The organism is Polyangium jinanense (genome assembly GCF_028435265.1).
Taxonomy (GTDB): domain Bacteria; phylum Myxococcota_A; class Polyangia; order Polyangiales; family Polyangiaceae; genus Polyangium; species Polyangium jinanense.
The window spans coordinates 163,828-189,534 of the sequence record NZ_JAGTJK010000024.1; the positions used below are offsets into that span (position 1 = coordinate 163,828).

At 67.5% G+C, this 25,707-nt stretch carries 22 protein-coding genes; 7 read left to right on the plus strand and 15 right to left on the minus strand.

What is annotated here, in order from left to right; genetic code table 11:
• Window positions 1-52 precede the first annotated feature (52 nt).
• Window positions 53-577: a hypothetical protein gene (locus KEG38_RS33460; protein ID WP_272424186.1), complete on the minus strand. Its 525-nt coding sequence runs from the start codon at window positions 575-577 to the stop codon at window positions 53-55.
• 28 nt (window positions 578-605) lie between these two features.
• Here KEG38_RS33460 and KEG38_RS33465 point away from each other — a divergent pair, with 28 nt between their 5' ends.
• A complete protein-coding gene (locus tag KEG38_RS33465; protein WP_272424187.1) occupies window positions 606-1,508 on the plus strand; it encodes a DUF4876 domain-containing protein in 903 nt (300 codons plus the stop codon).
• Window positions 1,509-1,511: 3 nt separating this feature from the next.
• Here the strand turns inward: KEG38_RS33465 and KEG38_RS33470 are convergent, their stop codons facing one another.
• Genes KEG38_RS33470 through KEG38_RS33490 form a run of 5 tightly spaced genes read right to left on the minus strand, consistent with a single transcriptional unit; the run spans window position 1,512 to window position 5,268 of the window.
• Window positions 1,512-2,558 carry a WD40 repeat domain-containing protein gene (locus tag KEG38_RS33470; RefSeq protein WP_272424188.1) on the minus strand — a complete coding sequence of 349 codons (1,047 nt, stop codon included), beginning with the start codon at window positions 2,556-2,558 and terminating at the stop codon, window positions 1,512-1,514.
• Window positions 2,546-3,901, minus strand: coding sequence for a CobW family GTP-binding protein (locus KEG38_RS33475; protein WP_272424189.1), 1,356 nt, complete (start codon window positions 3,899-3,901; stop codon window positions 2,546-2,548). The genes KEG38_RS33470 and KEG38_RS33475 overlap by 13 nt, the downstream gene beginning before the upstream one ends.
• Before the next feature lie 40 nt (window positions 3,902-3,941).
• Window positions 3,942-4,562 carry a hypothetical protein gene (locus KEG38_RS33480; RefSeq protein ID WP_272424190.1) on the minus strand — a complete coding sequence of 207 codons (621 nt, stop codon included), beginning with the start codon at window positions 4,560-4,562 and terminating at the stop codon, window positions 3,942-3,944.
• 8 nt (window positions 4,563-4,570) lie between these two features.
• Complete coding sequence (locus KEG38_RS33485) at window positions 4,571-4,804, minus strand: DUF1826 domain-containing protein (RefSeq protein ID WP_272424192.1); 234 nt, start codon at window positions 4,802-4,804, stop codon at window positions 4,571-4,573.
• Window positions 4,801-5,268, minus strand: coding sequence for a hypothetical protein (locus KEG38_RS33490; protein WP_272424193.1), 468 nt, complete (start codon window positions 5,266-5,268; stop codon window positions 4,801-4,803). The genes KEG38_RS33485 and KEG38_RS33490 overlap by 4 nt, the downstream gene beginning before the upstream one ends.
• 51 nt (window positions 5,269-5,319) lie before the next feature.
• Between KEG38_RS33490 and KEG38_RS33495 the strand changes: the two genes are divergently transcribed.
• The gene (locus KEG38_RS33495; protein ID WP_272424195.1) at window positions 5,320-5,766 is read left to right on the plus strand and encodes a hypothetical protein; all 447 of its coding nucleotides are present in this window, start codon (window positions 5,320-5,322) and stop codon (window positions 5,764-5,766) included.
• A gap of 373 nt (window positions 5,767-6,139) precedes the next feature.
• Here KEG38_RS33495 and KEG38_RS33500 read toward each other — a convergent pair whose 3' ends face one another.
• Together KEG38_RS33500 and KEG38_RS33505 are read right to left on the minus strand one after the other, a co-directional pair.
• A complete protein-coding gene (locus KEG38_RS33500; RefSeq protein WP_272424197.1) occupies window positions 6,140-7,513 on the minus strand; it encodes an amidohydrolase family protein in 1,374 nt (457 codons plus the stop codon).
• A 312-nt stretch (window positions 7,514-7,825) separates the two neighbouring features.
• Window positions 7,826-9,085: a PucR family transcriptional regulator gene (locus KEG38_RS33505; protein ID WP_272424199.1), complete on the minus strand. Its 1,260-nt coding sequence runs from the start codon at window positions 9,083-9,085 to the stop codon at window positions 7,826-7,828.
• A 644-nt stretch (window positions 9,086-9,729) separates the two neighbouring features.
• Here KEG38_RS33505 and KEG38_RS33510 point away from each other — a divergent pair.
• Window positions 9,730-10,044, plus strand: a complete 315-nt coding sequence (locus tag KEG38_RS33510) for a DMT family transporter (RefSeq protein ID WP_272424200.1) — start codon at window positions 9,730-9,732, stop codon at window positions 10,042-10,044.
• A gap of 33 nt (window positions 10,045-10,077) precedes the next feature.
• Here the strand turns inward: KEG38_RS33510 and KEG38_RS33515 are convergent, their stop codons facing one another.
• The 4 genes from KEG38_RS33515 to KEG38_RS33530 form a co-directional block, all read right to left on the minus strand.
• Window positions 10,078-13,461 carry a glycoside hydrolase family 19 protein gene (locus tag KEG38_RS33515; protein ID WP_272424202.1) on the minus strand — a complete coding sequence of 1,128 codons (3,384 nt, stop codon included), beginning with the start codon at window positions 13,459-13,461 and terminating at the stop codon, window positions 10,078-10,080.
• A 31-nt stretch (window positions 13,462-13,492) separates the two neighbouring features.
• Entirely contained in the window at window positions 13,493-14,188 is a 696-nt protein-coding gene (locus KEG38_RS33520; RefSeq protein ID WP_272424204.1) for a M15 family metallopeptidase, read from the minus strand.
• 83 nt (window positions 14,189-14,271) lie between these two features.
• Window positions 14,272-15,060 carry a S1 family peptidase gene (locus tag KEG38_RS33525; RefSeq protein WP_272424205.1) on the minus strand — a complete coding sequence of 263 codons (789 nt, stop codon included), beginning with the start codon at window positions 15,058-15,060 and terminating at the stop codon, window positions 14,272-14,274.
• A gap of 11 nt (window positions 15,061-15,071) precedes the next feature.
• Window positions 15,072-15,749: a hypothetical protein gene (locus KEG38_RS33530; protein ID WP_272424207.1), complete on the minus strand. Its 678-nt coding sequence runs from the start codon at window positions 15,747-15,749 to the stop codon at window positions 15,072-15,074.
• A gap of 136 nt (window positions 15,750-15,885) precedes the next feature.
• Here KEG38_RS33530 and KEG38_RS33535 point away from each other — a divergent pair, with 136 nt between their 5' ends.
• From KEG38_RS33535 to KEG38_RS33550, 4 genes are read left to right on the plus strand one after another with little or no spacing between them, the layout of a single operon-like run.
• Window positions 15,886-16,578 (plus strand): zinc metalloprotease, encoded by a 693-nt coding sequence (locus KEG38_RS33535; protein WP_272424209.1) that lies wholly within the window; start codon window positions 15,886-15,888, stop codon window positions 16,576-16,578.
• Between the two features lie 28 nt (window positions 16,579-16,606).
• Complete coding sequence (locus KEG38_RS33540) at window positions 16,607-18,958, plus strand: caspase family protein (protein ID WP_272424210.1); 2,352 nt, start codon at window positions 16,607-16,609, stop codon at window positions 18,956-18,958.
• 36 nt (window positions 18,959-18,994) lie between these two features.
• Window positions 18,995-19,255 (plus strand): hypothetical protein, encoded by a 261-nt coding sequence (locus KEG38_RS33545; protein ID WP_272424211.1) that lies wholly within the window; start codon window positions 18,995-18,997, stop codon window positions 19,253-19,255.
• A complete protein-coding gene (locus KEG38_RS33550; RefSeq protein ID WP_272424212.1) occupies window positions 19,252-20,604 on the plus strand; it encodes a hypothetical protein in 1,353 nt (450 codons plus the stop codon). Before KEG38_RS33545 ends, KEG38_RS33550 begins: the two co-directional genes overlap by 4 nt.
• Before the next feature lie 39 nt (window positions 20,605-20,643).
• Here the strand turns inward: KEG38_RS33550 and KEG38_RS33555 are convergent, their stop codons facing one another.
• The 3 genes from KEG38_RS33555 to KEG38_RS33565 form a co-directional block, all read right to left on the minus strand.
• Entirely contained in the window at window positions 20,644-22,689 is a 2,046-nt protein-coding gene (locus tag KEG38_RS33555; protein WP_272424213.1) for a G8 domain-containing protein, read from the minus strand.
• Window positions 22,686-24,350: a hypothetical protein gene (locus KEG38_RS33560; RefSeq protein ID WP_272424214.1), complete on the minus strand. Its 1,665-nt coding sequence runs from the start codon at window positions 24,348-24,350 to the stop codon at window positions 22,686-22,688. The genes KEG38_RS33555 and KEG38_RS33560 overlap by 4 nt, the downstream gene beginning before the upstream one ends.
• 281 nt (window positions 24,351-24,631) lie before the next feature.
• Window positions 24,632-25,177, minus strand: coding sequence for an RNA polymerase sigma factor (locus KEG38_RS33565; RefSeq protein WP_272424216.1), 546 nt, complete (start codon window positions 25,175-25,177; stop codon window positions 24,632-24,634).
• Between the last annotated feature and the right edge of the window lie 530 nt (window positions 25,178-25,707).

Genomic DNA, 25,707 nt, shown 5'->3' on the forward strand with positions numbered 1-25,707 from the left:
CCCTCCATCTACCGCGCTGTTTGTAAGATGCAACAAAATTGCAACTGCATACTCAAGGGCCAAGCTCGTCGACCTCGTCGACCAGCGTGACCTCGCGCGCGTCTTCCGCCGTCACGACTTCGCCGTGCACGGCGCGGCAGGTGATGGATGCCACACGCCCGCGCGCGGCTTCTGCCGACGGGACCACGAGGACCGCGCGATCCCCCACGCGGAGCAGGTGGTCGCCGCGGTCGAGCACGCGGTCGGCGCTGATGGCGTACTGCGCCGCGAACGACAAAAGCGCCCCGGTCTCCGCGTCGCTGACGTCGTAGTCGAGGACGAGCCCCTCGGGATCGAGGTGAAAGAGGCGGACCGTGAGCTCCAGGTGAAACCCCCCCTGCGGCCCGGAGACGATCTCCACGGAGCCGTCCGGCGGGATCGGGACGAAATCGACCCGCCCCGCGCCCAGCTCGATCCGCGGGGGCTCCGCCGTGACGGGAGGCGCGGCCTCGTCCGTCCCGCACCCGCCCGTGACGAGCGAGAGCGCGAGCGAAAGGACGCCGAGATGGAGGCGAACGGTTGGATGCTCTTGTAACATGATGTCAATTACATTAGCATCTGCGGGCATGAGCAGAAAGCGCTTCGTGTGTGCGACGATGCTTGCGTGGGGTTGGCTCGCCGGTTGTGGGCCTGCGGAGGGAGAACCGACCGCGGGTGGGTCCACTCCGTCCGCGCCCATCGTCGGCGATTTCGTGTTCGAGGAGGTCTACTGGCCAGGCTCGCCCGGCGCGGCCGGGGAGCATTACTTCCACGATCAGTTCCTGGAGCTCTCCAACGCGGCGAATGGCACGTTGTACGCAGACGGGCTCCTGATCGGCGACGTGTACGGGCCCGCCGGGGAGATCAACCCGGGGCAGGAGGCGTCGCCTTTCGCCTCGGATACCGAGCACGTGTACCTGAACAGCGTCTGGCAAATCCCGGGGAGCGGGCAGGAACACCCCGTGCCGGCGGGAGCCAGCCTGATCATCGCGCAGGACGGGACGAACCATCAACCCGACAGCACGATCGACCTCACGGACGCCGATTTCGAGACGTACAACGAGCGCGACGACATGAAGGACACTGACTGGCCGCTCGCGCCGAACCTCGTCCGTGTGCATTTCACGGGGGGGTTCGACTGGCTCTTGCCGGTGTTCGGCGCGGCGGTGGTGATCTTCCGGGCCGACGACCCGGCGACGCTCGAGCGTGTCGACATCCCCGGCGCGAGTGAGCTCGGCCCGCGTATCAAGGTGCCGAACGCACTCGTCATCGACGCCTTCGAGGCGCTCCAGGACGAAAAGAGCGGTGCTTACAAGCGTGTGCCCGCGGCGCTCGACAAGGGGTTCGTCTTCGCATCCGGGACCTACACCGGCGAGAGTGCACGGCGGCGGGTCGTCGCCGAGAAAGACGGCAGGAAGGTCCTCGCGGACACGGAAGACAGCGGCGCCGATTTCGAGATCATCGCGGCCCCGGCGCCGCGCGCCTTCTGACGTTCACGCCGGCAGCGCCCAGCACGCGACCGTGCCAGCCGCGTCGATCCCGGCGAGGTGATCGTGATTCGGCCGGAAGCCGAGCTTGCTCACCCGATCCCGAAGGAACGCAAAGCCGAGCGGCTCCGCGCCGCGACGCGGATCCCAGACGAGCACGCCCGTGTCCTGCGCACCCGAGGCGAGGATCGTCCCGCGCCTTTGAAAGCAGAGATCCGTGACGAGCCCGAGGTGTCCGGAGAGCAGGATCGGCTCCGTACCCTCGGGGCCTTTGCCCCCGAAATCCCATATCGTGACGATCGCCTCGCCTCCCGTGGCGAGCAACGTCGAATCCGCCGACCACGCGAGCGCCTTCGGCTTGCTGCGATACCCCTCCATGAACGAGTCCTTGCCGGAGGGCAATCGCCAGAAGTGGATGCTGCAATCCTGCCCGCCGCAAGCGATCACGCGGTCGTCCGGGCTCCACGCGAGCGAGATGATCGAGCCCTTCCAGGCGTGGTGCTTCGACTTGCCGCCCGCGGCGATACGAAAGACGCGGATGCCGCCATAACAAGAGGTCGCGAGGTCGCTCCCCTTGCGGGAGAACACAAGGCCCGTCACCGTGCTCTCGTGGGGCTCGGTCTCGAGGAGCGGCGCGCCCTCGGCGGTCCACAATCGCACGGTTTTTCCGGACGCCGTCGCGAGCTTCTTCCCATCGGGGCACCACGCGACGCGCTCGACCCACGCGCTCGTGCCCGGGAGCTTCGCGACGAGCGCGCCGTCGCTTCCGCTCCACAGCCGCGCCGTCCCGTCTTGCCCGGCCGTGGCGAGGAGGCGCTTCGTCGGGGAAAACGCGAGATCGAGCACCCCGCCCGGGTGCGCCGCGATCGATTGCAAGACCGCCCCGGTCCGCCCGTCGAAGAGGCGCACCAGGCCCGAAGCCGAGCCCACGGCGCAAACGAGCGCGTCGCTGGACCACGACAAACACGTCGCCCAGTCGTCGACCTCCCCCGACCAAACGAGCGGCATCTCGTGCTTCGCGGGCCGCTTCTCCACTTCGCTCAGGTGAGGCATCGCGAAAAACCCTCCGTGAGCGCGGCACGATCGAGGTTTCTCCCGATGAACACGAGGTCGCTCGAGCGCTCTGCGTCGCCCCAGGGCTTTTCCGGCTTGCCGTCGAAGAGCATGTGGACGCCCTGGAAGACGAACCGTTTGTCCTCGCCCGCGATGCTCAGGATCCCCTTCATCCGGAAGATGTCCGAGCCCTTCTCGCGCAGGAGCTCGCCGAGCCACGCTTCGAGTTTGGCGCGGTCCACCACACGATCCGAATGAATGCCGACCGAGGTGACGGTCTCGTCGTGCGTGTGCCCCGCCGCGAAGGTCTTCTCGGCGACCGGCACGATCCGCTCGCCGCCGGACGCGAGCGAGAGGGAAAACTCTTCGGGCAAGTGCTGCGTCGCGAGCACATGAGGACCGGAGCGGGGCACCTCGATGACGAAGCCTTTCCGCCCGGGAGTCGTGAGATCGAGCCGAAACGGGCGCAGCTCAGGGCCGATCGTGCCGCCCGATCGCGTGCGGCACGGCTCGTCCGAGAACACGCGCATCGCCGCCTCCGCCGCGTGACCGAGCTCCGCGTCGTCCGTGCTGGCGATCGGGATCAAGGCCACATCCATCGTCGGATCGGGCCCGTCGTCGAGCCAAAGCTCCGTCGTGCCCTCCGGAAGGAGGTACACACCGAGCCATTCGAAAGGATACTCCGGTTCGAGGAACGTCGGCTTCTTCTGGAGCGCGCGCTCGAGGTCGAACCCGCCGACGTCGAGCACCACGTCGAGCGGCACGGATGCGGTCACCGTGCGGTGCACCTCGGCCATCGCGTTCATCGAGCGGATACGTTTTTCCAGACGATCGAGCTCCGGGGAGGAGACGAGGTCCGTCTTGTTCAGGAGGATGACGTCCCCGAAGGCGATCTGCTCCTTGCATTCGTCGCTCTCGTCGAGGTGCAGCGCGACGTGCTTCGCGTCCACGACCGTCACGATCCCGTCGAGCGCGAATTGCTCCGACACCTCCTCGTCCACGAAGAACGTCTGCGCCACGGGCCCTGGATCGGCCATTCCGGTCGTCTCGACGATGACCCGATCGAACTTGTCGCGCCGCTTCGCGAGGCTCTCGAGGATGCGGATCAGGTCGCCGCGCACGGTGCAGCAGATGCACCCGTTGTTCATCTCGAAAATTTCCTCGTCCGCCTGGATGACGAGGGCCTGGTCGATGCCGATCTCGCCGAACTCGTTCTCGATCACCGCGATACGACGACCGTGGTTTTCCGTGAGGATCCGGTTCAGGAGCGTGGTCTTGCCCGCGCCGAGAAACCCCGTGAGCACGGTGACGGGGATTCGACCATCCTTCCGCGTGGGTATCATGTTTCGAATGGTTCTCCGTGGGTGAATCGTGATTCGTTGTTCAGCCGCCCGTCAGCGCTCCGCTGCCGAGGATCAAGCCGAGGCCGATGCTCGAGGCGCCGGCGGCGAGGGTGATGCCGCGGCGAACCGCCGGGGAGGCACGCTTCGACAAACCGAGGGGAAACGAGAGCAGCGCGGTCGAGACGCCCATCCCGAGCACGGTGCCCGCGCAGAAGGCGAGCAGATAAAGAATGGCGCCGCGCACGGACGGGATGGTCGTGAGCGCGAGGAGTGCGATGCCCGCCGAGCCCGCGAGCCCATGTACGATTCCCGCGGCGAGCGGCCGGAAAACCGAGCGGTGTTTCATCCGTGGTTTGCCCTCGACGCCAGGCGCGCGGCTCGTCATGTGCAGGAGCCCGAGCCCGATGAGCATCACGGCCACCGAGAGCTCCGCGGCACGCTCGAACGAGGCGGGGACACGCAGCCCGAGCGCGACGATCGCGAGCCCGAGGCCGAGGAACGTGAGGGAATGCCCCAAGCCCCAGAGCGCCGCGGTGCGGAGGGCGCCCCCCAAACCACGCTCGCGCTCGAGCATGGCGGCGACGACGACGAGGTGATCGGCGTCGACGGCGTGCCGCGCGCCGAGGAGCATGCCCACGCCGAGGGTGAGAGGGAGGCTCATGAATACGGTCAATCGAGAGGGTCGAGGGTGAGGAGCAAGCGGGGCGCCTCCGCGCCCGTCTCCGGCGGCGATCGGTGGACGGCGCCGCGCCGCTCATGGCCCGGGAATCCCTTTCCCTTGAGGAAACCGACGTCGCCCGGTTTCATCCGACGAACCAAGGCGCCGGGGCGCAGGAGCCCCGACTCCTCGGCGCTGCTCGTGCGGGGGGCCGCCTCGAGAGGGAGGACGGCGAGGTTCGTCATGAGGACGCTCCCGGGCGCACCGGCAGGATCGGCGCCCAGACGAGCTTCGCGAGCAGCTCGTCGCTCACGAGCACCCCGCGGTCCGAGAAGACGAGCACGTTGCGCGGTTCGCCGTCGTGGTCCTCGGCGACGAAGAGGATCCCGCGCCCCTCGCCGTTGTATCCAAGCTGCACGATCGCGTTCTCGAGCCAGCGCCCGCCGCCGTCGAGCGTGAGGTCGTGGGGGAGGGTGTAAAAACCCTCCGAAGGCAGCCGTTTCAGCGACTCGGCCCAGCTCACGGAGCGGAGCACGTAGGTGGGTTTGCCCCAGAACCAGCGATTCCGGCGGTTCTGACCGGGGCGAACCACGAAGGCGACGCCGTCCTCGACGCCGACGTACACGAGGACACCGGCAGGGATCGCCTCCTCCTGGCCAGGGTAGGGCTTCGTGGTCCGGTAGAGGCCGGGCTCCGGCTGCTTGATCATGATGGGCGCTTCTATATTGCAAACGCATCATAGTTGCAACTATAGTTCGACATGGACTGCAACACGCAACATGAGCACGAGGATCTCTGCCAGCGCGCGGAGCGCCACCTTCACGAGGCGGGCTTCTCGCCGATCGCCGGCGCGCCGGCGGGAGGGCTCTCCATGCGGCGTATCGCCGTGGACTCGACGCTCACCCTCGCGTACGAGCCGGCCGCGGGCCTCCTCAGGCTCTCGGTGTCGTTCGTCCGCGGCGCGGCCACACGAGGAATCTTCCAGGGCGGGCGCGCCGAGCTCCGGATCTTCGCCACGTCCTCGCTCCTCGGCCTGCTCTGCTGGATCACATCGTCGCACGACGAACTCTCGGCGTTCGAAGCAGACGCATGGCTCGAGCAGATCGTCTCGCTCTGCCCAGCGACGTACGTCGTGCTCGCCTCGCGCGGCCCCGAGGAGAGCCTCGCACTCGTCATGCCGCAGGAGGCCAGCGTGATGCTACAGTAACATGTGCATGAGGCAGAGGATGCTTCATCTGGGAGGCGCTGCGCTGGGGCGTTGCCCCAGGCCCCACCAGGGGCTATCCGCCCCTGGACCCGGACCAGCGCAAGCGCTGGACCCGGGTTCGAAGAACTGCGCGATGCGCAGTTCATCGAACAGCCGAGTCAAGACCAGGAGCGACCCTGCCCGTCAAGACCGCCGCGCTGCCATTTCGACCGGCACACCGTCCACGGTCTTGCCACCGGCCCGTTGGAAGAACTGCGCACCGCGCAGTTCTTCCACCACGAGTCCAGGGCTTGCCCTGGTTCGGGTCGAGGGGCGAACAGCCCCCGCGGGGTCCGGGGCAGCGCCCCGGCGCGGCGGCCATGCTCAGGACTCGTCAGAACTCCGCGACTCGCCCGCCCATCATCACCTTGCGGACCCCGTTGATGACGACGTTGATGTCTGCCAGAGGGTCGCCCTCGACCGCGATGATGTCGGCGTAGTAGCCCACCGCGACCTTTCCGATCTCGTTCTGCGCGCCGATGCTCTCGGCTCCATGAATGGTGGCGGCACGGATCGCGTCGAGCGGGGTCATCCCGGCCTGCACGAGCCAGGCGAGCTCCTTTGTATTTTCGCCGAAGCCGGTGAACACGGCGTCCGAGCCCATTGCGATCTTCACGCCCACCAGGTGCGCCTGGGCCGCGCTCGCGAGGTTGTCCTGGATATAGGCGTCGAACTTCGCCTCCAGGTCGGGGGCGTAGCCGAAGAACGCGAGGTTGTCCTTGTAATATCGGTTGTGATCGATGGTCGGCACGTAGATCGTCCCCCTGTCGATCATGTTGCCGCAGTCCACCGTGTCGAGGCCCTCCGGGTGCTCGATCGAGTCCGGGCCGGCCATGATGGCGAGCTTGGCCGTGTCCTGGTGGTATGCGTGGATCGCGATGGGCAACCCCTCCTCGTGGGATGTGTCGACCAGCAGCTTGAGCTCGTCGAACGTGAACGTCGGCGTGCAATCGAGCGTCTGGTCGGTGCACTTGTCGGCCCATACTTTCACGAGATCGGCGCCGCGCAGCACCTGGAGATGCACCCAGTTCTTCAATTCCTCGGCGGGGACCGAGGCCGGGTACTTGTAATTGGAGATTCCGCCGATGGAGTTGTACATCCGCGGTCCCAGCGTCTTGCCGGACATGATCTCGGCGCGCAGGGGGTTCAGGATGAAGTCGCGGCCTCCCTTGTCGATCGCGGTGGTGACGCCGGTCTTGAGCGTCGCCAGAGCGGCGCCGCGGGCCAGGTCCATGAGCTTGTAGACGTTGTTGTTCATCAGCCAGGTGACACGGGTCCACGGGAGCGTGCCCGGCTCCTGGTCGGTCTGGTAAGAGAAGTGAACATGTGCGTCGACGAGCCCGGGGAGCCCGGTGTACGCCGTCCAGTCGGTGACGCTGGCTCCGCACGGAATCTGCTTTTCGTCCGTGCCGACGTAGCTGATCCGATCTTCGTGGATCACGACGATCGCCTTGTCGATGACCGAGCCATCCTCGGGATTGACGAGCTTGCCAAACCGAATGGCCTTGTCGCTGGTCATGCATTCACCGCCGCCGGTGCCGCCGGTGCCACCGGTGCTGCCTGTGCTGCCTGTGCCGCCGGTGCCGCCGTTACCGCCTGTGCTGCCGGTGCCGCCGGTGCCTCCGGTACCGCCGGCGGCGCCTGTGCCGCCGGTGGGGTTCTCATTTCCCGAGCCGCAATGAACCGTCGCAAGGATGGTGAAAGCCAAGCAAGCTGTTCGAAAAGCCATTTTCCGCATGAGAGGCTCCTGATCTGTTCAAGAACGTCGTCTACCCCGCGACTCCGCAGCGCGGTCCGGTCCTGGCTCCGAGGCTGGGACGGGCTGCGGGAATAAGCACGTCCCGGGCCAGCCGCACGAGGGCCGGCGACGCGGCCGAGCCTCGAGGACGTCGGGCGGCGCACGCGGATCGCCGGGCCGGTTTTTTGTGGCACGATCTGTGCCATTTGCGCGAATTGCGCAACGGCCGCATGGGCAAGGTTCGTATTGACGCCCCCAAAGTGAACACGCTCCTCGGTGCTTTCACGCGGCGCTCGTCTGCCAGCGGAGCACCTTGAGCGCGACGGCGACTTCTACGCGGTTATGCTCGTCGAGTGGTCGCGGGAGGAGCTCCTCGGCGCGGGCGAGCCGGCGGAGCAGGGTATTGCGATGGGTGTGGAGGCGAGTCGCTGTGCGGGAGGCGTTGCATCCTTCGTCGAGGAAAGTCAATAATGCGCTCCTGAGCTCGGGGCTCGCCGATTCCAGGTCACCGAGCGTGTGCTTGACGAATTGGTCCGCGCCCTCGGGATCCTGCGTGACCAAGGAGACGAGCCGGACCATCTCGAAGCTGACGACGCGCTGATCGGAGCCCAGGCGGGCGATCATGCGCTGGGTGGTGAGGGCGTCGAGGTGGCTCCGACGAAATCCCTCGATTTTGCGGCTCTTGGAGCCGATCGCAATGCGGACGCCTTGCAGTTGTCGTGTCGCTGTGCGCAATCGCTCGATGTCGGGTTCGGCTTCTCCTGGCACCCAGACCCACAGGGTCGCCGCGCTGGCTACGACGATGAGGGGGCGTTGTGCGCCGGCGGTGCGGGCCAGGGCATCGGCCGCGCTTTCGAGGGAGCCGAGGTCGGACTCGATTTCTTCGCTCCAGACGACGGCAGCTCGGTGCGTCTGGTCGAGCTCGTACCCGAGCCGCCGGGAAGCGTGTTGGGGGCTGATTGGCGCGCCATCTAGGATCAGCGCGACGACTTCGCGGCGCTCGGCGTGGGTGCCGCGGGTCAGCTCGTCGCGCTCCGCGTTCATCTGGGCCGAGATGCCCGCGATCGTCGCGTCGAGGAAGGAAGAAATGGAGCGGGCCGAGATGTCGAGCAGCTCGCGTAGCTCGTCGGGATCGGAGGTCAGCTCGAAGGCAATCGACATCCACCGGAGCCAGGCCGCGTTTTGCCCGGTACGATAGGCGTGCAGGGCGGACTCGGTCGCCCCACGGCGCACGAGGTCACGCGCCATGCCGAGCGACTCGGCGCCGACGTGAGGCGCGACCGGCGCTCCCGGGTCATGCAGGTTTGCCGCCGCCCAGTGGAAGAAGTACGCGCGGTACGTTCTGCGCGTGGCCGCCGCGAGCACCGGGTCATCGGCGATGACCTTCATGTTCTCGATGGATAACGTCGCCCTGTCGAGCTCCTCGAGCCACTCGTGGGGCGTGTTCAGGGCCATCTCGGCGCCGCGTCGGATCAACTCGCGCACACGTTTCGACGGGCGTGGCCACGGCCACACGTCCGGCTTGTCATCACGCTGGTGCATACTGCACCAATTCTAACGTGTTTTGATGCAGTGTGCACCTTGCCGCACGCGGCCTCGTCCTCCACGTTCGTGTCGTCGGCATGCCTTGGGGCTCGCCGACGTGAACCCCCGCAGTGGGGGCCGCCCAAAAGAGCGAGGAGAGAGGGCTTCGTGAGGTTCCTTCTTGCGTTTCTTTTTGTTTTCGGCTGCGCTTCGCAGGAGCCACTGGAAGGGCAGGGCTGGTGCAGGGAAATGCCCGACCCCGATGAATCGTGGGACAAGGACTGTTCGGGCGAGCATGATTGGAACGGTTGCGACGACTGCAACCCGTGCACGTGGGACGCATGGTGCGACCCGGATGATTGGGACGCCTGGATCCCCGAATGGTGCCGGGATGTGGCCACGCTCGGGCGTGCTGTCTGCGTGCACTTCGATCGGACGACGCCGGACGGGCAGCTCAACGACTGCTTTCCGATCGCGCCAGTGACGGACGTTCGTGCGGGGAAATGTTGCGCTGGGAGATGCGTGGATAACGGGTCGGAGTGCGAGACGGACCCGGTTTCACATTGATGCCCGAGAGCCGGGTAGCCTCTCGCGCGTTTGACAAGATACCGGCCGGTCGGTATCTTCGTGGTGTGTCAACAGCGTATGTAGCCTACGGGGCGTTGGGGCTCGCGATCGCGCTCGAGGTCGTGGGCACGACGTTCCTGCAGAAGTCGGAGCAGTTCACCAAGCCGATTCCAACCGCAATCATGGCCGCCTGCTACTTGGGCGCATTTTACTTTCTGTCGCATGCACTCAAGAGCATACCCATAGGTATTGCCTACGCGATCTGGAGCGGTCTCGGCATCGTCCTCATTTCGACGGTGGGCTACGTCGTGTTCCGCCAGCGTCTGGACCTGGCAGCAGTGATTGGACTCGGCTTCATCGTCGCCGGGGTCGTCATCGTCAACATCTTCTCCAGTTCGGTGACTCACTGAGGGAGACGCAGCAGGCGGAACGCGTCCCCGGTATCAGGCGAGGACCCGTAGCGCGCGGCGGTAGTACACGGTCCGGCGCGAGAGCCCCCGGTAACCGCCATTGATGCGGTACGTGATTTTCTTGAAGTCGCCCCGGTCCGCGAGGGCATTCAGCTTGCGGGTCTTCCAGTACCACCCTGCAATGCGGAAGCCCACGTGGATACGGGCGGCGAGCTTCGGATTCTTTTCCAGGTCGATCCGGAGGGCCTTGCCCGCCGCGCGGTAGTTGCTGCGCCCCGTGATCTGGATCGGGCCCCGGCCCTTGTAACGCCTGCCGTCCCCGGGGCGGGTATTCCCGAGATCTTTGCGTCCCTCGTACGCATCGCCGGACGCGAGCTCCTCGAAATACACGAGCTCGCCGCTCTCGTGCGCGAGCTGTGCGAGGAAAGCCGCCATTCGCTTTTTCGTGTTGATGCCGAACTCCTTCATGGCCTTGTTGAGGTGCGGCAAGCATTTCCGAGCCCGCGCCGCCGAGAGGTTCGGCATGATGGCGCGGAGCTCGGCCAGGGTGAGCCTGCCCCGCGTCGTGCCCTTCTTCGCGGGCGCGGCTTGCACGGCCTTCACGAGCGCGCCGGCAGGCTTCGCCACGCCCGCCTCGGTGTTTTTCGCCGGAATTTCGGCCTGCGACGCAAGGACGAGCGCCACGGGGGACGCTTGTTCGCGCGTGACGGCCATGACGGCCGTTCCATCGCTGGAATGCGCTTTCAGCGTGTGGCGCCCGGGATGCACGACGGGCAACGAGAAGGAGCCGTCCTGCGCGGAGGTCGTGGCAATCGTGGGCGCGCCGCGGCGGGAAATCGTCACGGTGGCCCCGGCGAGCGGGCGGTTTTTCTCGTCGACCACATTGCCCACGATTTCCTGGACCGGCATTGCCGGCGAAGGTACGAGCCCGCTTTCCACCGCGAGGTCCGCCTTCGCAGCCAAGAAGCCACGACGACGCCCAGAGAGCCGCGCAGGCTTCGCCTCCTGGGCCCACTGCCGCAGGCTCGCGAGCACGTCCGCCGTGATGCGCACGCCCGAGTTCAAGAGGACGTTGCCGTAAGGGCCGCTCGTGTGAATCGCGATCACGGCGCGCGTCCCGTCCGGGCGCGTGAGCCATACCGGGGCGCCGCTCTGCCCGCGGAAGGTGTCGATGTCGTACTGAACGATGCGGGCCCCGATGCCTTTCAGCGCGCGCGCTTGATAATACATGCGTGTCGCGGCGTCACGATCCGTCGGATATCCCGCGATGTTGACTTGCGCGCCCTTGAGCTCCGCGGTGGACAGGACCTCGGGTACGAAAAAGCCCTCGTTCAACTGGACCGGCTTGTCGAGCAGGATCACGCCGTAATCGTACTCCGAGGATTGGTCTTCGAGCCACCCGGACACCAAGCGAAAGCGCTTCGACACGACGGATCCGAAGGGCCGCCGAGCACCGTCGAGCGCCGGAATCACCTCGATCGACGACGCCCACCCGCCCATCGCATCGCAATCGTACACGCAATGCCCCGCCGTGACGACGATACGGGGATCGATGAGCCATCCGGTGCCGACATACAGCCCACCATTGACGCCGGTGATCCGGAGGGCGCAGATCGCCCGGTAAGGAGCGTCCTCGGGTCGCGGGACCCGGACCCGATCATCCGGACCGATCACGATGAACTGGGGGCCCTGGACCGCATGCATGCGTGAAGCCTCCGTGGCCTCCCGCGGAGCGTCGGCGTCGGCGTCGATTGATTGCAAGACCGGGGCCCCGCTGCCGGCGAGGCGCGGGGGAAGGAGAAATTTGTCGGGCGGGCTCGTGGCCGCGGCATCGAGGGCCCTCGGCCGCTGATACCCCGGCACGTATTCGAGGAGGCTCGCAGGTCTCTCGACGGCGGCCGCCTCGGTCGAGCCCGTGCACGAGCGGCGCTCCCGTTCGCTCGCGTGAGATTCGTGGCCGCCGGTCACGCGGCCTGCCTCGTTCGCCGATGCTCTCCTTTCGTTCATGATGCTCCCCCCTTCCTTTATGGACGCGCTCTCCTCTCCCCGGGCCGGCGCGACGCAGGGACCCGAAACGATGGATTCTCCGCGCGAACGCCGGGCCGATCCCGCCTCCGCGGAGGTCGATCTCCTCCGCCGCCGCGAAGGCCCCCGCGGCGGGCTCGCGTCATTGATGCGGCCGCAGGACACGGCCACGGTCGGCTCGTCCGTGTCGAATGAGATCGTGCTGAGCCCATTGACGTCGGTCCGCGCCCACCGCCCGCGCCGCTCGGCGACCACGGTCTTCATGAGCTCCAGCGTCTCCGGGTGCGGGTGCCGGCGGCTCTTCTCGCCGGCGCAGACACCGAGCAGCGGCGGGTGCCCCATGATGTCGACGAGCTCGGCGCTGATCCCGTTGTGGCTCCCGTGGTGCGAGAGCTTGACGAAATCGTACGGCGAATGCTCCCGGATGGCCTTCGTGAGCGCGCGCATCCCGGCGAGGATCGTCCGATCCTTCGTCTGCGGATCCGCGAGTTGCATGTCCCCCGTGAAGAGGAGTTTTTTCTCGCGGTATTCGAGGAGCAACACCGAGCTCTGGAGGTTCACGAAATTCGACACCCGCGGCATCCCGGCCGCCTCCGTCCCCTCGGGCTCCTCGCGCTCGGCCGCGAAGCTTTCGGCATACCTCCGATAGACGGAGAGCTCGCGCGCCTCGCCCGATTCCTCGCTCCCGCCCGGCGCGGCGACCTCGAGCGCCCTTTGAATCTCGGTGCGCAAGGCATCGAGGTTGCCCGCGATGCCCTCGGCACAGGCGGCCACGTGCCGCCCGCTCGGGCCGAGGATCTTCAAGGTGACGCCGCCCTCCGCGAGCGCCTCCACGAGCGGCCGCAGCGCCGGGTCGTCGCTCCCCTTGAAATGCAGAACCCGCGTCCCGTTCCGGGTGAGCGTCTCCAGCATCTCGCGGTATTCGGTTTCGAGGCTCTGCGCGGACTCGATGAACGCGCTCTCCTCGGCCGGCGACTCACCCTCCAGGGGCTCCTCGCGCAGCGCCTCCGCAATGCGCAGCGCCGCTTTCGACGCCTCGGTTCCGGTCTCTCGCGTGGTGCTCCCCCAGGCGAGGTCCGGATCGGGCACGAGTGCCCATTCGGCGACGAGGTGCCCGTCGCGCACGAGCCGCGGCAGGCACCCGATGTGGTCCTGATGCGCGTGCGAAATGAGGAGGAGGGTCACCTGGGACGCGTCTCCCCGCGTGGGCAGGAGCGGCCGGAGTTGCTCCTGGATCGCGAGGTGACCGCCTTTGCGACGAGCATTGCCCGGGTGCGCCCCGTCGATCAGCACGGAGACCGTGCCGAACCGGCAGAGCACGGCATCGCCGTATTGCTCGGCTCCCACGTCGAGCAACGTGATCGTGAATGGGTTTTGCGCGCCCCTTCGCATGGCCGACCCTCCCTCCGAATTCGCCTCGGCGCTACCGCGCCCCGCCCTTCTGGATCCGCTTCGCCAGCGCCACCGCCTTCGCGCGGGGCAAGATCACCTCGAAGTGCATCTCGTCCTTGCGGCGGCGGTAGTTGCCTCCCCAGCGAAGGCCGTACTTCTTGCAAAGCGCGTTGATCGTCTTGCGCTGGGCCGCGCTGAACGTGCCCTTGCGCCCCAGCGGGTGCTTCGGCGCGTTCAGATCGATGGCGATGCCGGCCGCGTGGAACGAGGGCCGCTTCGAGCCGCGGATGTTGCGATTCGCGTGCCCCCAGCACCAGCCCTTGCGGAGCTTCTCCACCTTCTGGTGGAATTCCTTGGCGAAGCCGATGAGCAGCGGGGCGATGATCGCGCGGACCGGCAGGGATACATTCGTACCCGGGACGCGATACGTCTTCACCCCGATGCGTTTCGCGGGGCCCACGCTGAATCCATTGATGGACCGTGGCTTTGCCCGCCCGGCTTCGAGGCTCGACTTGCCCGCCGCGACGCTCGTCTCCACGCCCTCCCAGACGTCTTCGTCGTCCTCGTGGGCATGCGTGTCCCAATCCTCGGGCGGCGCCGTGCCCTCGGAGGGATCGACCTCCTCCAGCACGACGGGCTCCTCTTCGAGCCTTTCGTCCAGTTGCTCGGCGACGAATCCTTTGGCGATCCGAAGAGCGGACTTTCCCTTTTGACCTCTCACGGCCATACGGCACCCCCTTTCCCATTTCCGAATGTTGTGTCCGGGCTTCATAGCGCAATGGGCGCTGCCCGAAAATCATGCGCGCGCCTTCATGGACGCCGAGCTGCGCGGGGGCAGCGCTCCTCGAAAGGCGTGAGGTCGATCCCGGAGCTTTCCTCGATCCACGTGAGATGCGCGGGGATCGACGTGTAGATGGCCTTCCCCGCGCAGGGATCGGCCGGGTCCATGTCCGTGCTCGGAGCCATGCGGCTCGAAACGCCGAACGCGCGCCACGTGCCATCCGGAAGCTCGAGATATGCGGGGCCGCCCGAGTCGCCCGTGCAGGCGCCTCTTTCGCGGCTGCCGACGAGGACCTCCCGCGCTTCGGCCTGGGTCCCGTGAACGGGCACGACGACCCACCGTTTCAGGCCGCCGCCGGGCTCGTCTTCGCCGGCGGCCCCGAATCCGACCAGAATGGCCGTGGCCCCGGGGACGAGGTGCTCGGCAGCCTCGCACACGGAAAGGACGGGCGCGATCGGGACGTCGTCCACGGCCTCGCGGAGGAGACAAAAAGCCACGTCGGCGCCCTGGATCCGTTCATGGTCCGGATGGCCCATGCAGCGGTCGACGGCCACCGTGCGGACGGCGTGATCACGCGCCTCCCCGAGGGAAAACGAAGCGGGCGTGCCGCGGGCGAGGCAATGTGCTGCCGTGGTCACGAGCCGCGGATGCACGAGCGTGCCGTCGCATCGCCCGGACGATACCGCGGTCGGCCATTCTCCCGGGGCCGCGATCTGCCCGCCGACGATGGCCGTAGGAGCTTCACGCGCCCCGTCCTCGGGGCCACGCGTGCACGCGTGGACGAAAACCAGGCAGGCGGGGGCGAGGCGCCGGGCCATTTCTCGTCACGTCATCGAGGCTCACCGCAGTTTCCGCGGGCGCAACATTCGCTCGGGCCGGGGTGGAAGGTGCTGCTCGTGAAGCAGGCGACGGCCGGGATATTGCAGCGGATGTGGCACTGGGTCCACGGCCGGAGCCAGCTGCCGGCCCCGCAGTCGTGCTCCCTGTAACACGCGTCGTGGATGTCGCAGCAACGCCCCTTCGGACCGCAGCTCGTCGGCCCGCGGATCGCCGACGGCAAGTCACAACCCCAGTTGTCGTAGTAATAATGGATCGCGCGGGACACCTGGGCCTGGATGAGGGCGGCCCCGACGATCGCGCGGTCGACCGTCGGCAGCTCGGCGTCCATTTGCGCGGACGCGGTCTGCGGTTGCGTCGACGTGTCCCCGTCTGTCCCCGTCGGGAACGACGTGTACGTGACGAGGGTACTCTGCGGCCCGATAGCCTGGAAATCGGCTCGGAGCTGCAACGCCCCGGTCTGGCTGCGGATGTCGACGCGCACCTGGGTCGCATCCATCTGGGTACCTTGCGCCACGCTGTCCTCGTCGAGCGTGACGGTCACCGTCTGTCGTGATTCCCCTGAATTCGCGCGGTCGGGGGGCTTCTTTTCACACCCCGCCGCGATGGCCCCGAGCGTGATGAGCATTGCGGCCAGCGTTCGGATGTTTATTCTTCCACGTCGGGTCATCGTTCCTCCTCGCGTCCGCGCGTCTTGGGTTACGAGGGAAACGTAATGGTCCGTCCCGCGAGGTCCAAGAGGACGCCTTGCCGCGCGCGCCCCCGGCTCCAATTTCATCACGACGCCAGGCGCGAGGAGGGGCATCATGAGTGACCGTACGGAATCTGATTTTTGTGGATCCTTGCTCGTGGGTGAGGTGATTTCGGGGAAACCTCGGGCGGCGCTCGTCCGAGGGGCGAAATGGAACCCCGGGGATCGCATCGAGGTGTGCTTTCTGGACGGCGTCCCCTCGGTCCAGGAAAGGGTGAAAACCTTCGCCAAGGAGTGGACCGCGCTCGGCCTCGCGAACCTCCGGTTCGTCTTCCGCCGCAAACCCGCGGCCACCCCGATCCGGATCTCCTTCAAGTACCAGGGACACTGGTCGGCCATCGGAAAGGAGTGTTTGGCGTCGCCCTTCACCGACGCGACGCAGCCGACGATGAACTTCGGCGGATTCGACGAGGAAACGCCCGACGAGATGATGCGCGCCGTCGTTCTCCACGAATTCGGCCATGCTCTCGGCCTCACGCACGAGCACATGAGCCCTGCCGCGGGCATCCACTGGAACGAGGAGCAGGTCTACGCCGACCTCTCCGGCCCGCCCAACCACTGGAGCCGGGAGATCATCCGGAAAAACATCTTCGAGGTGCGTGAGGATACGAATTATACGGAATTCGATCCCTCCTCGATCATGCTCTACCGGATCAAGAAGAGCTGGAACTTCGATGGGCTCGAAGTCGGCTGGAACAACGACCTCTCGCCGACGGACAGGGCGTTCATCCGGCAGCAGTATCCGTGATCGATGCACCGAGGGGAGGGCGATCGTCATGGCCAAGAACGATTGGGCCATCGTGGTGGGCATCTGGCGTTACCCCGGGCTGCACCTGGATCTGCGGGGCCCCGAGAACGATGCGAAGGCGTTTTACGCGTGGGTGACCGATCCGCGCGGCGGCGACGTTCCGGCCTCGCAAGCCCGGCTGATCCTCTCCTCCGATTTCATTCCCCCCGAGCCGAGGAGCGCCGCCGTCGCCCAGCCGAACGAGGTCACCGTCGCCGGCGCTGTCACGACGATCCTCGACGAGGTGCAGGCAAAGGCGGAGGACAATGGGCCGCAGGCGAGGCGGCTTTACCTGTACGTCTCCGGTCATGGTTGCCAGATGCTCGAGTACGGGACCATCGACGCGAACGTTCTTTTGACGGCGAACGCGACGACGCGCAAATTCAACCATGCGAACATCCCCAGGCTCGTCCGGGCGTGCGTCGTCAATCCCGCGCTTTTCAAGCAGGTCGTCGTTTTCATGGACTGCTGCGCGACGCCGGGCCCGCAGACCCCAACGGATCCATCCGGTTGCACGAGGGAGCAACCCGCGGGCGGCTCGGAGACGCAGCTCGTGTTCATGCACGCGGCCAAATCCGACCGGGAGGCGCGTGAGCTCGACTTCGACGGCAAGCCGATGGGCGTGTTCACCCGGGCGCTCCTCATGGGCCTTCGCGGCGGCGCGAGCGACGAGCAGGGGAACCTCACGGCCGGAGCGCTCGCCAATTACCTGCACGCCAACATGCGGAAGCTCCTCCCCGTGGAGATGCGGGCGAACCCCAATCCGAGCATCGGCAAGGAGCCGTATACGCCTTTCGACGATCCCCAGGTGACGAAACTCCTCCTCGCGCGCGCGCCGCAGGCGAGGTTCAAGCTCGTGATCCACGTCTGGCCGGAACTGGTCGGCGAAGAGCTCGTCGTGCTCGACGGCGACCTTCGACCGGTCGTCCGGCAGACGCCCCGGAGCGAGCGCGTCGAGCTCGACCTCCCCGCGGGGTTTTACCTTGCGCGAATCGGCGGACGCTCGGAGGTGTTGGAGTTGCCCGGATATAGCCCCAGCGGGGCAGCGGAGATCAACTTCGCGAAGGGCTACAGGGAAGCGCGCGTCCACGACCGGCTGGCCTTCGCGTTTGCGAATCCCGGAATCGATTATTTCCTCGTCGACGGGGCGTTCGAGGCCCATCCCATCGAGCCGACCCGAGGCGGGGAGCACGTGGTGGAGATGAAACGGGCTGGGCTCTTCAAGCTCCAGGCGCGCACGGGATCTCTCCTCAATTACGTTTACCTCGTGGTGTCGGGCGACGCCGGCGCCGACCCCAAGACCATCCGCGTCACGTGGGACGACGGCACGCTTCAGGGGGAGCCAGCCATTGGTGGACCGACGCTGAGGATGCCGCTCGTCGAGCTCGTCAACCTGGCGGACGAGAGGTTTTTCATGTCGCCCGCGCCGCTCGAAAACACGGCCTCTCCGGAGGCGTACCGCGCGCAGGCGAGGCGCGAGAGCCGCGTCCCCGGTGTGAAGATGGGGAAGGGCAGCGAGTTTTTCCTCGGCGTGCGCGACGCTCCACCCCCGGGGCCCTTCCCGATGCCTCCCGCCGCGCATCCTGCGGCCGGGCTCTCGCTGCGTGACGCCGAAGGGCGTGTGCTCGTCGATTTCGAGCGCCAATCGAAGCGTGGTCCCGGGACCGACGGGCCGTGGGCGACCTGCAATGTCGAGCTCGATCCCGGCGTCTACCGCCTCTCCGTGGAGACGCCGCATGGCACGTTGAGCCAGACCGTCGTCACGACGCGCGAGCGTCAAACCCAGGTCTTCCTCCTCCTTCGGAATTACAGCGACGGCCCCGGCGGCCGGCGCGCCGATCTGCAGGGCGCGGCCGTTTTCCTCGGTCAGACATCCTTCGAGCCCAAACGACCCGCGCTGCGCACGACGGAGCTAGTCCGCCTCGCGTTTCGAGAGCGCCGAGCCGCAGGCAACGCAGAGATGCTGGCGAATGTGATCGAGACGAGCCGCGAAGACCCGATGCTCCGCCTCCTCGGCGCGTATCTGCTGCTCGCCCTCGGTGAGCCGAGCGAGGAGCACACTTCAATCTTGAAGAAGGCGCTCGCCGCTCTGCGCAGACAGCTCGGCGAGCATCCCGATGTGGAGGCCCTCGCATTGCGCATCCAAGGTGCGCGGGCCCCACGGAAGCGATTCTCGGTGCCGCCGATGTTGGTCGAGAGCTGGCTCGCGATCCGTGACGCGAGCCGTTCGCCCACGGGCCTGATTGCCGCCCCGTCGCTGCTCGCGCGCGTCGAGAAACGGCTCTGGGGCTTCGGGCCGGCGCTCGTGTGGCAGGAGCCCGCGCGCGGACGCAGGAGGTGATTCCAGCCGCCTTCCAACCATGATATCGTCGCGTCCATGCGACGACGCACCCTCGGCGTTTGTGGCCTCGTGCTCCTCACCGCGTTGTTCTGGGCAGGTGCTGCGCGCGCCGATATCCTGCCGGAGCCCGAGCGCCCGACCGACTGGGACGAGCACCCCGCGCCCACGCCCGAGGTGCCGCTCGAGGATGCGCTGGCGCGTCGGCTCTTGCCCTTGCTCGCCCTCGGGATGGCCGGAGGGACGGCGCTCGTCGCGGCGCAGCGCGGGCGCGCCCTTGCTCGCGCGGGGCGGCGATGAAGTCGTACCCGGGCGACGGGCGCTTCGTGGTGGACGGCAATCCGGAGGAGATCGCCGGCGAACGGAGGGTGCTCTGGAAGTTCACGCGGCTCTGGCACAGGAACATCCAGCCGGGCCTCTCGCCGAAGGACGAATACTGGCTGCACGGGACCGATCGGCAATCCGGCGCGCGCGTGCAAGTCCATCCGCGGGGATACCCGTTCGACTGGAGGCACGACCTTGCGACCGAGACCGTTGCCCGGACCGTGCAATCGCTCGCGCTCCCGTACACGGTGCCCGTGCTCTATGTCGGTCCGGGCGTCGTCTTCGCGGAGCCGCCGCCCGCGCGGCCCTGGCCGTCCCTGGGGATCGAGGCCGCGGCGGCGTGCGCGCTCCAGGCGTGTGAGGTCGCGGCGCGGCTGCATGCGCGCGGGTGCGGCCCCCTGGTGTTCGGCCCGTCGCACCTGCGGCTCGTCGAGGAGAATGGGCATTGGCAGATTCGTTGGCTCGTCCCGGGCGTCGAGGATGTCGACTTGCTCGAGGCGCTCGAGCTCGCCGAGGACCACGAACGAGAGTCCGACCATCCGCGCTGGAGTTGGTCGATCGATCCGATCCAGCACGACCTCTGGCAGATCGCTTGTTTCTTTTTCTCGTTGCTCGCCATGGGCCGTTCGGCTGGAGAAACCCTCGATCCTGCCCCTGGCGAGGCATTCCAGACGCTCGTGCGCATGCGCGAGGAGGGGCCTGAGGCCGCCGGAATCAAGGACGCCGCTTCCCTGGCCAGCCTCTTCGCCGTCCTCGCCCGCGTGCCGTCCTCCCGCATCCAGGGGTTTCCCGTCGTGCGGACCTTGCCCCGGCTTTATCCCGACTGGGACGTGGTCATCGCCGACGGCGAGGCGCTCTTGCAATCCGATGCGCTGCGAGACGGCTATCGGGACTACGTAAAACTCCCCCTCGCGGCCGCCTATCACCAGCGCGCGAGCCGCGCCTGGGCCCGGGGCGAACACGGAGCGGCGCTCGCCGACGTGAATCGGGCCCTCGAGCTCGACAACCACGCGCCCTACCACACGACCCGCGCCGTGCTGCTCGACGCCCTGAATCGCCGCGACGAGGCGCGCGCCGCGGTGGCCATGGCCTTCACGGTGGATGCGGAGGGCAAGGAACGAGGGTTCTGGACCCCCGACGAGCAAGTGGCCCGGGAGAAGGCCAGGGACGTGGATCGGGCGCGCGCGCACCTGACGCGGGGCCTGTTTGCTTTGCGTGCGGGGTCGCTCGACGAGGCCGAGGCGGATCTGCGCCGGGCCGAGGAGCTTGCGCCGAGCGCGCTCTCCACGCGAGCGCTCGCCGCGGTGGCGCGCGCTCGTTCGTGATGACGTGACGGGCCCGTGGCGGCCCCCTGCTCGGGGGACTCAGCGCGGCACGAGCCAGGCGTCGAACGGCTCGTAGTACGAGCCGCCGGGGACTTCGTTGTCGGCGCGATAGAGATCGAAGTCCGCGGGGAGCATGGCGTGGTCGGGGCTCGAGAAGCCGCGGATCTCCCAGACCGAGTGCTTGTTCGGGGCGTTTCCGAAATCGAACGGTTTCATGCCCGCCGCGAAGGAGATGTTCTCGAAGCGTAGCCAGTCACGGATGCAGTCGGGATCGTTCGGGTCGTCATCCTTGGCAGCGTCGGGGCAGGCCTCCTGGAACGTGCGGCTGACGCCGACCGGGCGCGTCCCCGTGAAGGTCAAGTTCCGGAAGGTCGCCGGAATCGTCTGCACGAAGACGTAGGACAGAATGGTGACGCTCTCGAGCGTGACGTCGACCATGCGCGGGCGATCGGTCGCGGGGATGGCTTTGATCGCGACGCTGTCGAGCCCGTTGTCGACGATCGTGACGCCGTCGAACTCGAACGGGTTGCCATAGGCGCCCCAGTGGATGCCGTAGCCTCCGTTCGACCAGAACTCGTTGTTCGTGTACGGGGCCTGGATGTGCTCGTCGTCGTTGTGCCACACCATCGCGCCGTGCCCGCCGCTGTTATGGGTCACGTTGCCGGTAAAGGTGAAGTCGTCCGGGCGCCCCGACCCCCCCTCGGTCCAACCGAACCCGGCGACGTCCGAGCCACTGCCCTCCCAGCCGATACCGACGGCGACGCAGTCGCGGGCGCCCGAGCCCTCGCCGCCGCTGTGCTCGAACCCGGCCAGGCGATGCTCGATGCGCAGGCAAGCCCCTTCCTCGTCGCGCTTCGCCGCGCCCACCTTCGCCGCGAGGACGTGATCGAAGACGATGCCGTGGGGCGCGCTCTCCGCCCGATCAGCGCAGCGCGTACCGCAGCCGTTCGTGTCGTAGAACATCGAGAACCCAGGGCCATACGCGTCGTAGCCGGCGACGTCCGAGACCTCGATGCCGTGGGACTTCTCGATCACGACGAAGCCCTTCTGCCCGCCCCAGATCGCGGCGTGGCGCACGAAGGACGGGTCGGACGCTTCCTTTTGCGCGCCGAAATAAAGGGCAGCCCGGCGCGCGGGCCCGCCGCATTTCTCAGGCCCGAGCCACCGGAGCTCGACGCTGTCGAGCTGCGCGATCCCCTGCTCCAGGACCATGATGTGCGCGTGGCTGGTGTCGTCCGCCGACCGGATGACGACGTTTCGGGTCAGGTTCGCGGCCTCTCCCCGCCGCATGCAATCGCTGCAGCCGTCGTGCGCGTAGCTCGGCTCGGCCTCGAGGGTGACCGTGTTGCCCTCCACGGCCGCGATCTTCGCCTCATCGAACTGGCTCGCCCAGGTCTCGCCCGCGCTGCGCGGCACCGTCGGCGTGAGCGTGACGCGGTCCCCCACCTGCCATCCTGACGCGTCGTCGACGGTGAAGGTCAGGTCCGCCGGGCCTGCCCCGTCCGTCAGCCGACCCCAGGCGCGCTTCTCCTGGCCCGCAGCCAGCAGGCGACCGCTCCCTGCCACCCAGAGCCCGATGTCACCGTCGACGATCTGGATCGGGGTCTCGACCGAGGTCGACCCATCGTCGCCCGCCTCGACGGACGGGGTGCCCTGGTAGCCCTCGTCTTTCATGCCGGTGAAGATGATCTCGGCGGTCACGCCGGCCGGGATCCGCCCCTCCGGGGTCCCGTAGTCCACGGTCCCCGCGACGACGAGGTTTCCGTGCATGGTGAGGGTCGCCGAGACCTTGCGCGAGGCGGCGAGCGTCCCGCCGGCCTCGACGCGGAGCGTGTGCGCTTCGGCCGCGCAATCCACGACGACCGTCATCCCGTCGGGGATGACGAGATCGGTCGTGGCGTCCGGTGTCACGCCGCCCCACACCTTCGGGTCGCAGAAGGAGCACGCGTCCCCTTCGCAGGCCGCCGCAATGCTCGGGGGATCCTTGATGGCGCCGGGGTCGTCGCCTCCACATGCGACGAGGGCGAACGGCATGACGAGCAGCGCGATGGTGAGCCCTGTCAAAGCAAGACGACGTCCTCTCATGGCGAGTTCTCCTGGCAGGCGGTGAGGTCCGGCTCGAGCTCGGCCGGCGCGACGTCGCGCAGCCCCTGACGCTGCGCGGCCGAGAACTCCCCGCAGACGCTCTGCCAGGCGTTCGCAAGGAGGGTGTGATGGTTGGGCGCGAGCGTACCGCCCTCGGCGAGGAACGTGGCCTCACGCCGGAAGAAGCGGCGGAAGAGCGCCTCGCGCGTCGCCACGTCCACGTGGAGGAGGGGCACGGCGAGCAGGCGCACGGGGCCCTGCGCGGTGCCGAAGTCGTCGGCGAGGGCCCCGCGTGACTCTTCCCAGCTCCCCAGGAGGTGGAAAAAGGTCATGGTGGACGGTCCTTGCCCGGCGTCCTCCGCGACCAGGAGGACGTCGCGCCAATTGAGTGGTCGCTCGCCATTTGAAAAACCTCGCCCAGGGTTGACGGCGATCTGCGCGACCCACCAAGAGAGCGCCTGCGCCATCGCATGCGGCACCGCCTCGGCGAGCCCGGCCTCGAAGAAGGCGAAGCCCACCTCGTAGGGGAAGGCCGGGCCGCCGTCGGGGAAGCCGTTGTCCGCGCCTTCGTAGCCGCCGTGCGCACGCTGCCAGGCCCATAGCTTCACCGCGGCGTAGCGGAGAAGCTCGATTCGGCCCTGGTGGTCCCCCTCCTGGATGAGGAGCTCTTTGCCGATCTGGATCGCCGCCGATTGGAAGGCGAGCGCGTCGGCGAGTGTCCCCGGATCGGCGAGCGCCGCTTCGGTGCTGGCGAGGAGTCCGTCTCCACGCGTGAACCAGCCCGGATCGATCTTGCGCGGGAGCCAGCGCAGCCAGGTCGGCACTTCGACCGGGCTCGGGAGCTGCGAGGTATCGAGCGAGGCGAGCGCATCCCAGGCGGGCTCGGCGGGGAGGCCGTCAGGGAAGAGGACCGCGCCGAGCGCGTCGTCGTCGGCAAGGACCGCGTCATATCCGGCCCCCGCTTCGCCATGCATGCCGGGCCCAGGCTGAAACGGCGGATCGTGGACCCGCCCCACGGGGGCAACCGGCAGGGAGCGGATATAACTCGCGATTGCTGCGGCTTCCTCGGGGGAAAACAGGTGGTGCTCCGCGCGCGCCTGGATGCTGTGGTTCGAGAAGGCAAAGACGGCGAGATCCGCGCCGTCGTCGGCGTGGCAGCGGGCGCAGGTCGGGCCGCCGTCGCGTGAGGTGGTCGTGAAGTAGGTGCGTCCCCGCTCGACGGCCGCGGGATCGGGGAGGGGAGCGGTCCACGTGGCCGGGTCGTCCCACGGGAGCTCGAGTTCGACCTGGTTCACAGGGTCGTCGGGCGCGCGGATTGCCAAGCCGAGGACGCGGAAGCCCGAGACGTCGGGCACCTGGCGGGCATACCTGAAGGCAATCCGGTTTTTGCCGGTCTTCACCGCGCCGGCAGCGAGCGGGATCGTGCCGCGTCCCGTACCGCCGAAGGGGCGGCGGAGCCCCAGGCCCGACGCGCCGAGGTCGATCGGCGCCCCGTCGTTCACCGCAACAAACGCGGCCTCACCCGCGACGATGTTGTCCGCCGTCACCTCGAGCGAAAGGGTCGGGCGCGTCGAAAGCGCGGCCGGGACCTCGAGGGTGACCGTGACCTCGGTCCCCGGCGCGCCGAGGATCTCGAGCGGGAATGCATGCGGTTCGGCCACGGGATCCCGTCCGCCAGAGGGTTCGCCGCATCCGGCGCTCGCCATTACGAGCCATCCGAGCAGTGCGGTGCTCAGGCGGATCCTGGGGATCGAACGCATTTAGGTATCTAATACGCTGTTCGCCGGGGAGTCAATCGTCATCCGTGCGCGGATCGACCACAAAAATGATCGGGTTGGTGCAATAAAACTTCAATCCGCCGAGAACTCGGTTCCGCTTGCGGAGGCGGAGGCGGAGGCGGAGGCGGAAACGCAAACGCAAACGCAAACGCAAACGCAGGCGATCAGGCGAGCGCGAGCCTTTGCAGGTGCCGTCGGGCGAGGGAGATGCGGGCGTAGGCGGTCTTCGTCTTGATGCCGAGCGCTTCGGCGATCTCCCGGATCGAACGGCCTTCCAGGTACGGCACGACCACCGCACGGATGCGCGGGCCGATCTTCAAGAGGAAGCGCTTCAGCCGGAACAGCCCGTACGTCGCCTGCAAGAGCATATCGGGCGACGACGCGTCGTCCTGCTCCTGCTCGGGACATTCCTCCGCGAGCCCCGTGAAGACCTCTCGCTCATGACGCGCGAGCTTTCGATAATTGCTCGCACGGTTGAGCCCGATCACCACGAGCCACGGCCGGGCCTGCTCCGGCGTGACCAGACATTCGAGGCGTCGCCACGCCGTGACGAAGACCTCCTGGACGACATCGTCCACATCACCGGAGGGGAAGGCCTGCTTGAGAAGCAGGCGGCGAAGGAAATCGCGGTGTTCGAGGTAAAGGCGGCCGAGCAAGGCGTGCGACGCCGTAAAGTTTGCCGGCGGCGGATGGAGCGGTATCGTTGTCATACTCATGACTCCGGTTCGGTCGGGGTTGTGGGGAGACGCCGGTCGGTGTTCTAGCGCCGGCTGGCGTCGCTTGTTTTGTTCCACAAATCAGGGCGAAACTCAACGACCAAATGTGGAATTGGTTCGTCGCGGGAAAAGTCACGATCCGACCTGAATGGGGCGAGGGGGGTTGGAATGGGAGCCGTGATCCCGAGCAGAAATTCCCTTACCCCCAACCCCTCTCCCGGCCCGGGAGCTGAGCATTGGTCTCATCTTGGGAGGCGCTGCGCTGGGGCGTTGCCCCAGGCCCCACCGGGGCTATCCGCCCCTGGACCAGGACCCGTGCAAGCGCTGGACCCGGGGTCGATGAACTGCGCGATGCGCAGTTCATCGCAGCGCCTTTCACCCCCTCTCCGCCGCGCGGGCAGGTCCCTCGGCCTCCGTCATCGGTCTTCGACCCCGTTCCCGCAAGTCGCGGGACCTCCGGATCGGTGTGGGAACCCGTTCGCGCAGGTCCCGGGACCTCCCGGATCGATGTTGCGCTCCGTTCG

Excerpts from the sequence above, each read along its gene's own strand:
- KEG38_RS33480 (WP_272424190.1), bottom strand. The coding sequence starts at position 4,562 with ATGAGCCTCCCTCTCACCCTCGGCGTGGGCATGCTCCTCGGCGCGCGG.
- KEG38_RS33490 (WP_272424193.1), bottom strand. The coding sequence starts at position 5,268 with ATGATCAAGCAGCCGGAGCCCGGCCTCTACCGGACCACGAAGCCCTAC.
- KEG38_RS33535 (WP_272424209.1), top strand. The coding sequence starts at position 15,886 with ATGAGTGACCGTACGGAATCTGATTTTTGTGGATCCTTGCTCGTGGGT.
- KEG38_RS33465 (WP_272424187.1), top strand. The coding sequence starts at position 606 with ATGAGCAGAAAGCGCTTCGTGTGTGCGACGATGCTTGCGTGGGGTTGG.
- KEG38_RS33525 (WP_272424205.1), bottom strand. The coding sequence starts at position 15,060 with ATGGCCCGGCGCCTCGCCCCCGCCTGCCTGGTTTTCGTCCACGCGTGC.
- KEG38_RS33460 (WP_272424186.1), bottom strand. The coding sequence starts at position 577 with ATGTTACAAGAGCATCCAACCGTTCGCCTCCATCTCGGCGTCCTTTCG.
- KEG38_RS33565 (WP_272424216.1), bottom strand. The coding sequence starts at position 25,177 with ATGACAACGATACCGCTCCATCCGCCGCCGGCAAACTTTACGGCGTCG.
- KEG38_RS33540 (WP_272424210.1), top strand. The coding sequence starts at position 16,607 with ATGGCCAAGAACGATTGGGCCATCGTGGTGGGCATCTGGCGTTACCCC.
- KEG38_RS33545 (WP_272424211.1), top strand. The coding sequence starts at position 18,995 with ATGCGACGACGCACCCTCGGCGTTTGTGGCCTCGTGCTCCTCACCGCG.
- KEG38_RS33520 (WP_272424204.1), bottom strand. The coding sequence starts at position 14,188 with ATGGCCGTGAGAGGTCAAAAGGGAAAGTCCGCTCTTCGGATCGCCAAA.
- KEG38_RS33475 (WP_272424189.1), bottom strand. The coding sequence starts at position 3,901 with ATGATACCCACGCGGAAGGATGGTCGAATCCCCGTCACCGTGCTCACG.
- KEG38_RS33515 (WP_272424202.1), bottom strand. The coding sequence starts at position 13,461 with ATGCGAAGGGGCGCGCAAAACCCATTCACGATCACGTTGCTCGACGTG.
- KEG38_RS33530 (WP_272424207.1), bottom strand. The coding sequence starts at position 15,749 with ATGACCCGACGTGGAAGAATAAACATCCGAACGCTGGCCGCAATGCTC.
- KEG38_RS33505 (WP_272424199.1), bottom strand. The coding sequence starts at position 9,085 with ATGCACCAGCGTGATGACAAGCCGGACGTGTGGCCGTGGCCACGCCCG.
- KEG38_RS33485 (WP_272424192.1), bottom strand. The coding sequence starts at position 4,804 with ATGACGAACCTCGCCGTCCTCCCTCTCGAGGCGGCCCCCCGCACGAGC.
- KEG38_RS33470 (WP_272424188.1), bottom strand. The coding sequence starts at position 2,558 with ATGCCTCACCTGAGCGAAGTGGAGAAGCGGCCCGCGAAGCACGAGATG.
- KEG38_RS33550 (WP_272424212.1), top strand. The coding sequence starts at position 19,252 with ATGAAGTCGTACCCGGGCGACGGGCGCTTCGTGGTGGACGGCAATCCG.
- KEG38_RS33555 (WP_272424213.1), bottom strand. The coding sequence starts at position 22,689 with ATGAGAGGACGTCGTCTTGCTTTGACAGGGCTCACCATCGCGCTGCTC.
- KEG38_RS33495 (WP_272424195.1), top strand. The coding sequence starts at position 5,320 with ATGGACTGCAACACGCAACATGAGCACGAGGATCTCTGCCAGCGCGCG.